The organism is Fulvivirga ligni (genome assembly GCF_021389935.1).
Lineage (GTDB): Bacteria > Bacteroidota > Bacteroidia > Cytophagales > Cyclobacteriaceae > Fulvivirga > Fulvivirga ligni.
This window is the reverse complement of sequence record NZ_CP089979.1, coordinates 4,839,369-4,854,069: the sequence shown is the minus strand read 5'-3', so window position 1 is coordinate 4,854,069 and position 14,701 is coordinate 4,839,369. Positions and strand designations below refer to the sequence as shown.

Annotated in this window: 10 protein-coding genes; 4 read left to right on the top strand and 6 right to left on the bottom strand. The window is 38.3% G+C overall.

Features of this window, described 5'->3' with window-relative positions; all coding sequences use genetic code 11:
• Positions 1-4 precede the first annotated feature (4 nt).
• The 6 genes from LVD16_RS20205 to LVD16_RS20180 all read right to left on the bottom strand — a co-directional run bounded on the left by LVD16_RS20205 (position 5) and on the right by LVD16_RS20180 (position 7,889).
• Entirely contained in the window at positions 5-1,681 is a 1,677-nt protein-coding gene (locus tag LVD16_RS20205; RefSeq protein ID WP_233770104.1) for a hypothetical protein, read from the bottom strand.
• Positions 1,682-1,683: 2 nt separating this feature from the next.
• Complete coding sequence (locus tag LVD16_RS20200) at positions 1,684-2,790, bottom strand: DUF4249 domain-containing protein (protein ID WP_233770103.1); 1,107 nt, start codon at positions 2,788-2,790, stop codon at positions 1,684-1,686.
• Positions 2,790-5,534, bottom strand: a complete 2,745-nt coding sequence (locus tag LVD16_RS20195) for a TonB-dependent receptor (protein ID WP_233770102.1) — start codon at positions 5,532-5,534, stop codon at positions 2,790-2,792. The genes LVD16_RS20200 and LVD16_RS20195 overlap by 1 nt, the downstream gene beginning before the upstream one ends.
• A complete protein-coding gene (locus LVD16_RS20190) occupies positions 5,524-6,201 on the bottom strand; it encodes a hypothetical protein (RefSeq protein ID WP_233770101.1) in 678 nt (225 codons plus the stop codon). The genes LVD16_RS20195 and LVD16_RS20190 overlap by 11 nt, the downstream gene beginning before the upstream one ends.
• Before the next feature lie 96 nt (positions 6,202-6,297).
• Positions 6,298-6,993 carry an SOS response-associated peptidase gene (locus tag LVD16_RS20185; protein ID WP_233770100.1) on the bottom strand — a complete coding sequence of 232 codons (696 nt, stop codon included), beginning with the start codon at positions 6,991-6,993 and terminating at the stop codon, positions 6,298-6,300.
• Positions 6,994-7,034: 41 nt separating this feature from the next.
• On the bottom strand, positions 7,035-7,889 hold the full coding sequence (locus tag LVD16_RS20180; protein ID WP_306309346.1) for a YheT family hydrolase: 855 nt from the start codon (positions 7,887-7,889) through the stop codon (positions 7,035-7,037).
• Positions 7,890-8,131: 242 nt separating this feature from the next.
• Here LVD16_RS20180 and LVD16_RS20175 point away from each other — a divergent pair, with 242 nt between their 5' ends.
• The 4 genes from LVD16_RS20175 to LVD16_RS20160 all read left to right on the top strand — a co-directional run bounded on the left by LVD16_RS20175 (position 8,132) and on the right by LVD16_RS20160 (position 14,651).
• Positions 8,132-10,480 carry a TonB-dependent receptor gene (locus LVD16_RS20175; RefSeq protein WP_233770099.1) on the top strand — a complete coding sequence of 783 codons (2,349 nt, stop codon included), beginning with the start codon at positions 8,132-8,134 and terminating at the stop codon, positions 10,478-10,480.
• Between the two features lies 1 nt (position 10,481).
• Complete coding sequence (locus LVD16_RS20170) at positions 10,482-11,309, top strand: DUF4249 domain-containing protein (RefSeq protein WP_233770098.1); 828 nt, start codon at positions 10,482-10,484, stop codon at positions 11,307-11,309.
• A gap of 66 nt (positions 11,310-11,375) precedes the next feature.
• Positions 11,376-13,751, top strand: a complete 2,376-nt coding sequence (locus LVD16_RS20165) for a TonB-dependent receptor (RefSeq protein WP_233770097.1) — start codon at positions 11,376-11,378, stop codon at positions 13,749-13,751.
• 3 nt (positions 13,752-13,754) lie between these two features.
• A complete protein-coding gene (locus LVD16_RS20160; RefSeq protein WP_233770096.1) occupies positions 13,755-14,651 on the top strand; it encodes a DUF4249 domain-containing protein in 897 nt (298 codons plus the stop codon).
• Positions 14,652-14,701 lie beyond the last annotated feature (50 nt).

Genomic DNA, 14,701 nt, shown 5'->3' with positions numbered 1-14,701 from the left:
TGGATTATTTTACTTCAAAAGTCTCTTCAGCCTGAATAAATTGACCATTACTAGTCCAGCCTTCTATTTTGATGATATATTTCCCTTTTATATCAGACGTATAAAAACTTATTTCTTTTGCTTTCTGTGCCTCCAAAATTACAGTGGGCTCCCAGTAAAGTAGGTTTCTGAAATCTGGAATTCTTTTATTGTTGTTGGTGGAGTAGTCGGGAGAGTAGAACTTAAGTTCAGGGCTGAGACCGTTGAATTCTATAACACTTTGAGATTCAGCTATAAGTGTTTCATTTTGATAATCAGGATATGATTTTAAACTAACTATTCCTGCCCACCAAACTTGAGGACTCATAATGTACTGTGATGTGATTATCTCAATTGATTGAATTTTCAGGGGATCAATCTTCATGACTTCATTCATACTGGTAATAGGAATCCCATTGAACAATACAATAGGGTTGGATTCAAAAAAGTGTTGGTGAGAATTATCCCAAACATGTAAGCTGTAAATGTCACCTTTCTTTCGCACTTGTACTTGCTCAACGTATTCTCTCAATACTTCTTCCATGGTAGGGAACCGGGTATAATTATCAAGCCAATAGACATGGTCTGGCACTCCATAGAATGCATCTTTTATTTCAGCGTTTTCTTGTAAAAAAATTGAATCCTTAGAATATACATTCTGAACTTGTGTATATATGCTTCGCCTTTCAATGGTATTCTTAAAGGATGGTGGGACCTTTAAAGTTGGTTGTCTAAATGAGGAATCGGAGCCATAAAAGGGACTTATCTGCTCAAATTTAATACTATTATCTATAGCTTGAATGATCATCTTATGATTGCCATACACTTTCTGAGTTATGAACATGGCCGATCCATCTTCTTTCAATGTAGTGGAGTATATTTCAGGAGATGTCGAAAGCATCGATAGATAAACAGGAGCTGTAATACCTTGATTGTCAGTTGAATTGAAATAGCTGATGTGGCCCTCTAGTTCTGGAAGAAATACCATTTTCTGATCTGAACTATAACTCTGAACATTTTCAAGTTTTAAATTTTCTATAAGATTAAGTGAATCAGCCTGAAATACACTTATTGAAATATTCGACATTATATCTTTACTCTTGTTTTGAAGGCTTACCTTGACAAGTGCTCTTGAAGGAAATGACTTTTTTCTTACTTGAAGGTCAACGAGGTTATTAGTCGATGAGAAGCTGCTGAGAGGTGCATTGACTGGGTTTTTGCTATCATTTGCGATGTTTACGTTGGGTACTTTTACATGGGAGTTAATAATGGAAATAGATTTTTGAAAGTAAATCTTATGATCGAAATTTCTCATTAATGATGTGTAGCAAACCATTAAATATCTCCCGGTTTGAATTGAAGAAGGGACGTAAATGTTGCCTGAACCAAATCCATTATCAATTTTATGTTTAGACTGGATCACTGAATTCCCGACACTGTCTATTAGCTCAATATACAGTACCTTGCTGAGATCATTTGGGATATTGTTTTTGTCTAAAGTATATGCTTTGAACCAAATCAATTCACCCGCGACATACCCTTCTCTATCGGTGTTTAAGAAAATTCTTTCTACGTCTGGTATTGTACCTTGATGAGATAAGCTAAAAGCATTTATTGCAGATGCTAATAATAGCAATGTTATGATAATAACCTTTTTGTTCATTTCTAGTCCCAGAATTCTGGTTTTTTCGTGGTCCCTCTCAGAGTGCAGTTTACACAGGCACGTGAAGAACTTATATATGATCCAGTAGCTAATTCATAGGATATGGGGATATAATGCGAGTACCCAAAATAATAATCCACACTATCCAGGGGAACATTGGTTGTTTCGCAGTTATCAGGTATATCCCAATTCTCTAACTCGTCATTGCTGATGAATATCCGTTTGCTTGAGGTGACTGTGGCTTCTACATAACCAATAGCTCGTTTTGTTTTGTCAGTAGTGCAAATGAAGTTACCATTGATAGGAGAAGGCTGAGGATCGAAGAAAGTACCCGTGGTTTCGGTATTCTTTCGAAGTATTTCGTAAAAGCTGAAAGCTTCTTCTGTTAAGGTATATTGCTTCACCAATATACTATACTTTACCTGAAGTCGCCAGTCACTATTGTCGATGTGTTGTAGGTGAAAGCGACTTATAATATTGCTTTCTAGGTTGTTGCTAGATCCTATTAGTATGCTTTTAGAACTATCTGACTGATAACAAGTATATATATCGTTTGGCCGAGATTTTACTATACCATCACCTATATATTCATAAAATGATGGATAGACAGAATGAAACTCCCAGTTTTCAATAAAGCTCCACTTGTAACGGTTTTCTTGATTAGAGGTAGAATGTGCATCTAAATAAAGATCGAGACCATCTTTTGTTTGTTCCCAATAAATAGAATCAATTGGCGGTGACTCAATAGCTTCTACAAAAGTTGATTCATATTCATCTTTTTGCTTAGTTATTATCTTCAGTCTGTATTGATTTCCAGTTCGAATATCAAGGCCTGAGACTGAGTATCTTCCTGGTGATGTTTCAGTACATGCATATGCATGTCCGGTTTCGTCTTCTATACTCACTTCGGCTTCTACTTCGGGAGAGATAGCGTTATCAGAATTAAGCGGTGATGACCTTGACAATTTAATGATTGAAGTGCCAGATTCAATACTCCCTTCAATTATAAGTGAAGTCTCTGTGTTTGTTATAGCTGGTGGATTATAGGGTTCGAGGCAACCTATTATTAATGAACAAGTAGATAATAATATGAATAAAGAAACTCTCATTAAAATCTTATTATAAAGTTGATGTACGGTATGGCGCTACCAAAGATAGAAAGCTTGTATCCATTTACTTTACCCTCCTCAGTGACGAAGTAGGCAGAATAAACATTCTTGCGACCAGTTAGGTTGTAGACGCCTACATTCCAGCTATTATGCGTTTTTTGATTTACCTTATGATTTCCCTCAATGTTAAAAGCTAAATCTATTCTGAAGTAATCAGGTATTCGATACTCATTTCTATTAGAGTATAGTACTCGCTCACCACCCTCATATTGAAATTTGCCTACAGGTAAGGTGATAGGTCTGCCAGTGCTGTATGTTGCATTTAGCCCCACATTGAAACGGTGGGAGAACTTATAGTTAGAAATCACGGTGAGATCATGTGGTTTATCAAAGTTAGCAGGGTACCATGCTCCCTTATTTATGGTTTCAATTTCATTTTCATCATCCACCTTCAATTTAATTCTAGAGTAAGTATAACTTATCCATCCAGTTAGTTTTCCATACTTTTTCTTTAAAAAAAACTCTAAACCATAAGCCTTGCCTTTAGTGTTCAGTACATCTTGTTCAATGTTTTCGTTCATGACTAAGTTGGCGCCCCCCTTGTAATCTAAGTAGTTGTTTATAGACTTATAATATGATTCTATGGAGGTTTCAAGCTGGCCTCTGAAAAGATCTTTATAAACACCGAATGAAAGCTGTTTGCCTTGCTGTGGCTTTATATATTTATCGCTAAGTTTCCAGATATCAGTAGGCGATACTGCGGTAGTATTTGATAGCATATGCAAATATTGACGCATGTTGTTGTAACCTAATTTCAGTGATAGATGATTAGTCAATGCATATCGCAGAGCTAGTCTGATTTCAGGTGCCTGATATGCTTGAATATGTTTGAGGTTTGAATAGCTGGTAGTATCTATGATATTGTCTTCCGTTTTTGGGGCATTATCCTGGTAATTGATAACATTCTTAGGTCCGAAATAATCAAAACGGCTGTATCTGAGCCCAAGGTTTACCTGAAAGCTTTTAGATACGCTATAATTATCTTCGATGTACACAGAGCTTTCTAGAGCCTGTTCGTGTTGAAGCTTTTTGTTTTTTACTTTCGAGTCTTCTCCATAAGGTATAAATTCACCGGGATTTAAATAATGAAGTATGGTTCCCAAACCGAAGCTTATTTCATGATTCTTCTTCCAGTTATAAAAGTAATCTCCTTTAATATTATACTCGTTTATATCAAAGTAAAGATCAAAAGCATTTACCGGGTTAATATCTGAATTAGCATTGTATTTATATCTGCTATAAGCGGCTGTATATTCACTGATTAGTTTGGTGCTATTAATCCTTTTCCATTTAAAAACGAGATTATTATTGTTATATCTGTAGGTGGTGTCACTCCTTAAATTGAAGGCATCTCGGCTAAAATAGGAGGTTAAGGTTAATATATTCTTGTCATCTATGTCATGTTGTATGTTTAAGCTAATATCCTGAAATGACGCTTTGCTGTTATTCAAATCATCATTGTTTATAAGATTAAGCACCCAGTTAGAATAAGTAGTTCTAATTCCGGCTATGAAGGAAGTTTTATCTTTTATCGGACCCTCAATTGTCAGCCTACTGGTTAACGGTCCCACACCCAGACGACCTGAATACTTTTCTTTATTTCCGAATTTGGGTTTTACATCCAATACAGATGATAATCTCCCTCCATATTTGGCCGGTATATTACTTTTATAGAGTTCTACATCTGCTACTACATCTGGATTAAATGCTGAAAAGAATCCAAAGAGATGAGAAGGGTTAAATATTACTCCGTCATTCCATAAAATTAAATTTTGATCTACCGAACCACCTCTCACATTAAAGCCCGTGCTAGCTTCTCCCACAGTTTTAACTCCTGGAAAAGTGGTCATAACTCGCATTACATCTGGTTCACCCATAACCATTGGAATTTGCTTTATTGTTTCCAAGCTTACAACATTCCTACCCATTTGGGTGCTTTGTACATTCACATCTCTATTAGCCTCAATGACCACCTCATTAAGTGATAAAACCTCATCGTTAAGCTTAAAGTGGGTGGAGCCGGAAGAATACAAAATGATCTGCTTTGCTCGTTCTTGAAATCCAACGGCAGAACATTTCAATGTATGGCGCCCATTGGGTAATGATATTTCAAATTCACCTCTCTCATTGGTGGCCCCTCCAATCATTGGTTTTTCTATATATACTGAGGCACCAACTATAGGAAGGCCCGTTTTAAAATCAATTACAGTTCCTTTCAGTTTTGAAAAACCCTTCGTAATAAAGTTAGATCTTTGACCGATTTCATAAAGCTGTTCGTTCTTGCTTAAATTGAGTTCCTCCTGAAAAGCATCTATCAGTTCATGCGATTCATCATTATTCGATGCTATATGGGCAGGTTCCAAAAAGTTGGTAGGTAGGTCTGTCTGTATTTTTACTTCTCTGGTAATAAAAATGTTCTTACCCGTTCTATCTATGCTGAAATAGAAGGATTTACCATCTAAACCTTTTTTTAAGCAATCATTTAGACTTGTACCATTGAAGTTGCCAGAAATTCTAATGCTATCTGCTGAGCCAGTCTGGTAATATAAATTATAACCAGTTTGTTCTTTGATAATATCAGCAAAGTCACTCATGCTGATATTTGAATAAGAGCCTGTAATGGATTGAGCCTCAGCCAATGAAAATGATAGTAAAATAAAGATTATAATTAGCCTAGCTTTCATTTTCATAAAACTTAACCAATTGTAGTGCTGATGCTTCAATGTCCTTTCTGAAATTCAATATTTGCTCCTTGATGTACTTTTTAATTTCATTTTCCTTATTAGAGAATACTTTCAGTAAGTCATTTTTTGATTTTATTTCTGTCAGCTGGTCATGGTGGTAAACAAACAGTTTTTTAGAGCTAACAAATTTTTTCAGTACTTCCCTTTCATTTAATTTCTCATTAATATCTTTTACATGTTTGATGAGTAAAGAATAAGTGCCAGCATATAGTGATTCATAAAATCCATAATTACCAGATTTGTCTTTAACAGGTATGAAAAGATGGCTGCCTATATGGAAATAGTTGATCTGGGATGCTAAAAGTGTGGTATATAAACTTTTGTCATATACCGTGATTAACTTATCTAAATGGATGTCATATAAGATTGAGGGGTTTCTATAGTTAACATTATTAAAAGTGAGCTGAGTTTCAGTAGCGTTTGTGACAGTAAAGAACTGATTCCCTTCAATAGTTAATCCATAGTCTACATATCGTACTCCTTTATAAAGGGGGGATGAATTATTGACTGTATTGAAATAAGCAGACTCAATCTCTTTATGTTTCTGCTCTTGAGCCGAGGCAAAAGATGTTATTAATACTAGGACGAGGCTTATACCTATTCTCATGAATGGTAAATGTAGTAGGGTTTATTTCTTTAAATATAAAGATTATTATTTAAAGAAGAAGTTGGCTTTACACGTATTACACAAGCGGTAAATAACTCAATCAAACAATGAATAATTACCGAACTGGTCGGCGGGGGCCATGGGCTCTATGAGGGCTGCTTCGTTTATGGCCGGGTCTGAAATCTTTGGGGATACAGTGTAATTACCCATCTTGTCAGCGGGGTAGGTTTTAAGTATGGTTACTAACTCTTCCTCTGGGGTTTCGCTATTAAGCCATAAAGCTTCTTCCTTAGCGGTTAAGATTACTGGCATTCTGGTGCTTACGGGAGAAACATTGCTGTTTGATGGTGCCGTAATAATTTTGAAAGTGTGTACCGTGTTTTCTTCCTCGTCTTCAAATTCTTCCCAGAGGCCAGCGAAGGATACGGTTTGGTTTTTATCAAAGATAAAACGGTAGGGGATTTTACCTTTCTTACTCACTTGTTTCCAGCCATAAAAACCATCAGCAGGTATAATGCAACGCCTTTCCATTAAGGCCTTTTTTGAAGATGCCTTTTCGGTTACGGTTTCCATTTCTGTGTAAATGAGCTTCGAGGCAATGGATTTATTCTTTGACCAGTCTGGTATCTGTCCCCAATAAAAGAAGGAAAGGCCTTTGCTGTCTTGAGTGATTACGGGAAGGATTTTAGTGGGAGAGGCATTATAATGAGGTTTGTAGTTGTCAGGTATTTCTACGTGAAACCTTTCAGCCAGCTGAGCCTGACTGCCTGTAATTGTATATCTGTCTCCCATAATGCTAATTTAATAAAAAAACTAAGTCCATGTAATGTTAGCTATGGGTTATTAATAAAACGTAAGGCCCGCTTTTCTGACCAATATCTTTTTTGATTGTTAAACTCTGTAAAACCCACGTGTCCACCTTTTTCAGGTACTTCGAAGGTGACATGTCGGTGATTTTTTAGTTTTTCTATGGGATAACATTCCTCTGAAAGAAAAGGATCATTCTTAGCATTTACAATCAGAGTAGGTATGGCTATGCTCTCTAAAAAGTTAATGGAGCTACAACTTTTATAGTAAGCAGATGCGCTTTCAAACCCATGGAGTGGGGCGGTGTAGTGTTCATCAAAATCCCGTATGGTTTTCACCAAAGGCATATTCGTTAATGTGAGCTTCTCTGGCATTATGGCCGCTTTGCGCTTTATTTTCTCCTTTAAGTTCTTGAGAAACCGGCTAGAGTATATGAAATTGGAGGATTCGGATATGGTGTTGCAGCTGCTATCTAAATCTAAAGGCACCGAAAATGCCACTGCAATCTTTATCCTGGGGTCTATATTTGCGCCTTCTTCACCCACGTATTTAAGGGTAAGATTGCCGCCCAGACTAAAGCCTATAAGGTACACTTCATCATATCCGGCATCTGCGGCATGGTGAAATACATGGTCCAGGTCTTCAGTGGCTCCACTATGATAGAACCTCAGCTGTTTGTTCATTTCTTCGCTGCAACCGCGGAAATTCCAGGCCAGCACGTCATAACCTTCTTCAGAAAAAGTGCGAGCCATACCTTTAATATATGGCCTGGTAGAGCTGCCTTCAAGACCATGGGAGATAATCACCAGCCTGTTATTGCCCTTTTTTATCCAGTCAAGGTCAAGAAAGTCATTGTCAGCAGTTTCTTTTCTCTCTTTCATAGGTCACATTCACCTTCCGCATGATTGCCGGGAAAATGGTTTCCATGTGGGCGGAGAAATAGAACAGTGGTGCTTGATATTTCATGGGGTCTTGCAAGTGTTGGATAAGATTAATAATTAGTTGATCATAAAATTAAGCCATTTATCATTTTTTATGACTACTTGGCAACCTTAATTCAAACAGGTCGTCTCTAGCTTGATAGGTCACAAAACTTAAAATATTCAACAACACTAATTAAAAAATGACAAGAAAATTACTTTTAATCTTATTGGTCTTTTGGTTCTTTCAGCTCAATGCGCAGCAGAAATATACCTTAAATGGTTATGTGAAAGATGCTGAAAATGGAGAAGAACTAATAGGCGTTACTGTGTATGTAAACAATTTAAAATCAGGCACAGTAACTAACGTATATGGTTTTTATGCGCTAAGCCTTCCACCAGGTGAATATGAGATTAGCTATAGCTCTATCGGGTACCAGAGTATAGTGCAAAATGTGAAGCTTAATGGTGATCAGGAACTCAATATAGAGTTGCCAGTAGAGGTGACTACTATGGATGAAGTGATAGTAACGGATAAGGCTATCGATGCCAATGTTTCTGATGTTAAAATGAGCACCAATGAGGTGGATATTCAGCAGGTAAAGAAGTTACCAGCATTATTTGGAGAGCCAGATATCATCAAAACCATTCAGATGATGCCCGGTGTAATCAGTGCCGGTGAAGGTACTTCAAGCTTTTATGTGCGTGGAGGTAGTGCTGACCAGAACCTGATTTTAATTGATGAGGCGCCTGTTTATGATCCTTCACACTTATTTGGCCTCTTTTCAGTGTTTAATGCTGACGTAATTAAAGATTCTGAGCTGTTCAAAGGTGGTATCCCTGCCAAATATGGAGGTAGACTTTCATCTATTCTGGAAGTGAGAAGTAAGGATGGTAACAATAAAAAGCTTAGCGGTGCGGCTGGTATTGGTACTTTGGCCAGCAGGCTTATGCTCGAAGGTCCTATTAAAAAGGATAAAAGCTCCTTCATAATATCAGGTAGACGATCTTATGTAGATCTTTTCCTTAAAGCCGCCGATCAGGATAATCTGGTGTATTTTTATGATGTAAATGCCAAGGTAAACTGGAAGCAGAATAACAAGAACAGATACTTCGCAGCTTTCTATTTAGGACGGGACGTCTTCACCTTTGCAGATGATTTTGGCTTCGATTGGGGTAATGCTACCGGCACATTCAGGTGGAATCATCTGTTTAATGACAGACTGTTTTCTAATACCAGCCTCATTGCTAGTAACTTTGATTATGGATTAGAGATAAAGGATAACATTGAAGGTCTAAAATGGACCTCTAACCTTCAGGAGTTTTCTTTGAAAGAGGACTTGAACTATTTCATCAACCCAAGAAATCAGCTGGATTTTGGTTATCAGGTTACTTACAGGAGGTTCAGCCCAGGAAAGATCACTCCAAACTCGGATAAATCGATATTCGAAGGAATGACTTTACAAAAGGAGTTCGCCCTGGACCATGCGCTCTACATTGAAAACCAACAGAAGCTTACGGATAGATTTACCATGGTTTACGGCCTTAGGCTTTCAATCTTCCAAAACATAGGTGAAGGCACCGTGTATGAATATGATGACATCAATGATAATGTGGATCCGGAACGAACTGGTTCAAAACATTATGATGCTTTCGAAACCATAGAGACTTACATTTATCCAGAGCCCAGATTCTCAGCCAGATATATGCTGAATCCGGCCAGCTCGGTAAAAGTATCTTACAACAGAATGGTGCAGAATACACACCTGATTTCATCAGGAACAGTGCCTATTCCATTCAATACCTGGAGCCCAAGTAACCGATATTTAAAACCACAAATTGCCGATCAGTTTGCTGTAGGTTATTTCAGAAACTTCTCGGATAACACCTATGAGCTATCGGCCGAATCTTACTATAAAGACATTCAAAACATAACAGATTTTGCCGATAATGCACAACTTTTCTTCAATGAAGACCTGGCCACCGAATATAGACAAGGAGACTCCTGGTCTTACGGACTGGAATTGATGGTGAAGAAGAGCAAAGGTCGTCTTTCAGGTTTTGCCAGCTACACCTGGTCTAAGACTCAGCGTAAGGTGCCAGGCGTAAATCAGGGAGAAGCATTCTTAGCTAATTATGACAGAAGAAATGTATTTAACCTGGCCGCCACTTATGAGCTGAACGAAAAGTGGACGTTCGGAGGAAACTTCACCTATAGCACTGGAAGACCAATAACATTACCTACCGGGCGCTACGAATACGATAACTATCAGGTAGATCTGATCACAGAAAGAAATGGCTATTTACTGCCTAACTATCATAGAATGGATCTTTCAGCTACTTTAACGCCATTAAAAAATAAGAATAGAAAATGGCAGAGCAACTGGGTGTTCTCACTTTACAATGTATACAGTAGAAAAAACCCTTTTACCATTTATACCAGAGTGCAGCAGGATAAAGATGGTAATATTACCGACCCTAACGCGAAAGAAGCAAGACTGATATCTCTGTTCCCAATTTTACCATCTGTTACTTATAATGTTCACTTCTAAGATGAGAAAGCATATACTTTTATATACAATACTGGCAACTATCACGGTTCTGTTTAGTTGTGATGACCCTATAGATTTAGATACTAAACAGGCTGAACCTGTGATGGTTATAGAGGGCTTGGTGACCAATGAGGAGCATACACAATATGTTAGAGTCACTAAATCGGTAAGTTTCTATTCAGATCAGAGCAATCAGCCTATAACTAATGCCACTGTGGTGGTGTCTGATGATCAGGGAAATGTTTACAATTACTCTTATTCTGATAATGGAGGTTATTATATCTCAGATGTGGCATACGCTGGTGAGATTGGTCGAGTTTATAGTCTGGTAGTGAATGCTGAGGGTGAAGAGTATACCGCTTCAGATAAGTTAGTAAGAGTAACAACCATTGATAGTTTAACTGTAGAGATTGACGAAGAAGAATACGAAGATCCTGAAGATGAAGGCAACTACTATGAGGTGCTTCTTTACACCAAAGAGCCTCAGGATACTGAAGATTATTATCTCTTTAAGTTCTATCGAAACGGAGACCTGATGAGGGATGAAGTTACAGATATATACTATTCTGATGATGAATTTTTGGCTGAGAATATAGATGGCATAACTACGCCAGGATATTTTTCATTGGGCGATACAGCCACCGTGGAAATGTACAGCATCTCCTTAAATGGCTTTAAGTATTATAGTGACTTAACTAACCTGTTGAATAGTGATGGAGGGTTATTTGGCCCGCCACCAGTAAATCCTTTAGGAAATATTTCTAATGGTGCCATGGGCTTTTTTCAGGTAAGCGCCGTAGATAGATCATCTATATTAATTAAAGAATAATATTCAGCAAGTAATTAAACTTTTAAAGGCCTTTTCTGTCTATAAAAAATACAGGAATTTTAACCCATGACTTACAAAACCTTCTTTCTCCTTTTCATTGCTTCTCTGATATTCGTTTCGGGCGGATACGGGCAAGGCAAGTTCACGCTTAGTGGCTATGTGAAAGACATTGAAAATGGCGAGGCATTGATTGGTGCCACCATTTACGTAAGAGATGTTAACTCAGGTAGCGCCACTAATGTCTATGGCTTTTACTCAGTAACCATGCCGGCAGGTACTTACGAGGTGGAATATGCCTACGTAGGTTATGACACTAAGGTGCAGACCATAGACTTAACTAATGGCAACGCCCGAATAGATGTGGAGCTCAGTGCTACCACTACTGAGCTGCAGGAAGTAGTAATTACTGGTGAGGCGGAAGATGCCAATGTATCTAGCGTGCAAATGAGCACGGAAAGGGTAGATATCAAAACGATTAAGAAAATCCCTGCTTTTATGGGTGAAACTGACGTTTTAAGAAGTATTCAGCTATTGCCGGGTGTAAGTTCGGTGGGAGAGGGATCATCTGGTTTTAATGTGCGTGGAGGTAGTGTAGGTCAAAATCTGGTGTTGCTAGATGATGCACCGGTTTATAACTCATCGCACCTATTCGGCTTTTTCTCTGTATTTAATCCCGATGCTGTAAAAGATGTTACTTTAATAAAAGGGGCCGTGCCTGCCAACTATGGTGGGCGGCTTTCTTCCATTCTGGACGTCCGTATGAAAGAGGGTAACTCTAAGAAATATGAAGTAGCCGGAGGTATTGGCACAGTATTCAGTCGTTTGGCTGTACAAGGGCCTATAAAAAAGGATAAAGCATCGTTTCTAGTGGCCGGAAGAAGGTCTTATGTAGATATTTTGGCCAAACCATATATAGACGATGCCACACTCTACTTTTACGATCTTACCACTAAGATCAATTATAACCTGAACCAGCATAACAAGCTGTTTTTGTCTGGTTATTTCGGAAGAGATGTATTTAAGTTTGATGAAGAGCAGGGGTTCGATTGGGGTAGCATCACAGGAACCATGCGCTGGAATCATATCTTCAATCAGAAGCTGTTCTCTAACTTCGCTTTCTTCGTGAGTACTTATGACTATGGTTTTGCCTTTGGTGAAAATGATAGAGATAAGTTTGAATGGGATAGCCGTATACTTACTTACACCTTTAAGCCATCCTTCAATTACTTTATTAATGCCAATAATGAATTGCTCATCGGTGGTGAATCAACTTATTACAAATTTAAACCAGCGGAAGCCAGAGTAGTTTCTGATGGGGAGACAACAGACATTGGGCTGGCAGAAAAGTTTGCCTTAGAAAGTGCGGTATATGCGGATAACACGCAGAAAATAAATGATAAGCTCACCATTAAATACGGGCTTAGGTTCTCTACTTATCAGTTCTTAGGCCCTGGAAATGTTTATACTTATGAAGAAGTTGAGCCTGGGGAGCGTAAAGAGCTTACAGGAACCACAGAGGCTGGAGATGGAGAGGTAATTGAGTCATATCACAACTGGGAGCCACGCGCTTCTATAAAATATCAGATCGGTCGTGGTTCTATTAAGGCCAGTTATACAAAGACCTCTCAATACATTCACCTGGTATCCAACACAGCCGCCTCTACGCCAATTGACTTGTGGACACCAAGCACTAATAACATCAAACCACAAATAGGGGTACAGTATGCCTTAGGCTATTTTAGAAACTTTGGTGAAGGTAATGATTATGAAGCCTCCGTAGAAACTTATTACAGAGACACTGATAATCAAGTGGAATATGTAAAAGGTGCCGATTTGTTTATCAATGAATATCAGGAAGGTGATTTGATCAGTGGTATTGGTAGAGCTTATGGTGTAGAGTTTAACTTAAAGAAAAACAGTGGCCGACTAAACGGTTGGATCAGCTATACTTTAGGTAGAACGGAGTTAAAGGTCAACGGCATTAATCGAAACGATTGGTACCCGACCAGATTTGATCAGACGCACGACTTAAAGGTTTTTGCTAATTATGATGTGAGTAAAAGGGTGTCTGCTTCGGCTAACTTTACCTATATCACAGGTACACCATTCAGCGCACCTACTTCCAGGTTTGTTATTCAGGATATGGTCATTCCTTATGACTATTATGAATCTAGAAATGGGCTTAGAGTACCAGCTACACACCGTTTAGATCTTTCGTTAACCTGGCAAATGAAGCGTGAGAAGAAAGGAAAAAAACGTAAGAATGAAGATGAACTGGTTTTCTCTATATATAATGTTTATGGTAGGAAAAACCCTTTCTCAATATTCTTTTCGCAGGAAGATGGCTACGTAGTGCCTGGAGATCAGGTGAATACTATGGCCTATCGTTTTTCAATAGTAGGTGCTCCGGTTCCGGCCATCTCATATAATTTTAAGTTTTAATTGATGAAGAAGTTACTATATATTCTAGTCGTTATCTGGCCATTTATTCAAGGCTGTGAAGATGAGGTGAGCCTTGATCTAAATGATGCACCCCCTGTGTTAGTGGTAGATGCCTGGGTGAATGATATGAGCTCAGAGCAGGTAATCAAACTGATGATGTCTCAGCCATATTTTGATGCTTCTAATCCGCCTGAAGTCACTGGTGCTCAGGTTTCTATAGAGGATGATATGGGAGTTGTCTTTAACTTTAGTGAGTCAGAACCCGGAAAATATATTTGGGATCCGGCTACCAGTGAGTCTTCATTTGAAGTAGGAAGAAGCTACCAACTAACAGTGGTTTATAATGGAGATACTTTTGAAGCTGGTTCTCAGATGAATAGAGTACCACCAATTGATTCCATTGTCTATACCTATTATGAAGAGCGCAATGCATTTCAGCCTGAAGGCTACTATGCTCAGTTCTTTGCCAGAGACCCTGTGGGTACAGGTGATTCGTATTGGATTAAAACTTATAAAAACGGTCAATATTTGAATAGACCTTTTGATCTCAATATCGCCTATGACGCCGGGTTCAGTTCAGGAGGAGAAATAGATGGTTTGGTTTTTATTCAGCCTATTCAGGATGCCGCTACTCCGCTTAATGAGGATGAAGATGCTTATGAACCATATATCCCAGGTGATTCTGTATATGTTGAAATTCATGCCATTTCTAATGATGCTTTTACCTTCCTGGAAGAAGTAGGTATTCAGATTCAAAGGGATGGTGGTTTTGATGAGATATTCGCAGAGCCGCTGGAAAATGTTCCTTGTAACATCAATTGCACTACTTCAGACACTCAGGTGGTGGGCTTTTTTAACATGGCGTCAGTATCAGCGATGGGCAAAAAACTGGAAGAATAAGGGCAGCCCTCAGTCTATTTTGTTAATTTCGGTTCAGTAAACCAAACTGT

Excerpts from the sequence above, each read along its gene's own strand:
- LVD16_RS20160 (WP_233770096.1), top strand. The coding sequence starts at position 13,755 with ATGAAGAAGTTACTATATATTCTAGTCGTTATCTGGCCATTTATTCAA.
- LVD16_RS20185 (WP_233770100.1), bottom strand. The coding sequence starts at position 6,993 with ATGGGAGACAGATATACAATTACAGGCAGTCAGGCTCAGCTGGCTGAA.
- LVD16_RS20190 (WP_233770101.1), bottom strand. The coding sequence starts at position 6,201 with ATGAGAATAGGTATAAGCCTCGTCCTAGTATTAATAACATCTTTTGCC.
- LVD16_RS20200 (WP_233770103.1), bottom strand. The coding sequence starts at position 2,790 with ATGAGAGTTTCTTTATTCATATTATTATCTACTTGTTCATTAATAATA.
- LVD16_RS20205 (WP_233770104.1), bottom strand. The coding sequence starts at position 1,681 with ATGAACAAAAAGGTTATTATCATAACATTGCTATTATTAGCATCTGCA.
- LVD16_RS20180 (WP_306309346.1), bottom strand. The coding sequence starts at position 7,889 with ATGAAAGAGAGAAAAGAAACTGCTGACAATGACTTTCTTGACCTTGAC.
- LVD16_RS20170 (WP_233770098.1), top strand. The coding sequence starts at position 10,482 with ATGAGAAAGCATATACTTTTATATACAATACTGGCAACTATCACGGTT.
- LVD16_RS20175 (WP_233770099.1), top strand. The coding sequence starts at position 8,132 with ATGACAAGAAAATTACTTTTAATCTTATTGGTCTTTTGGTTCTTTCAG.
- LVD16_RS20165 (WP_233770097.1), top strand. The coding sequence starts at position 11,376 with ATGACTTACAAAACCTTCTTTCTCCTTTTCATTGCTTCTCTGATATTC.
- LVD16_RS20195 (WP_233770102.1), bottom strand. The coding sequence starts at position 5,534 with ATGAAAGCTAGGCTAATTATAATCTTTATTTTACTATCATTTTCATTG.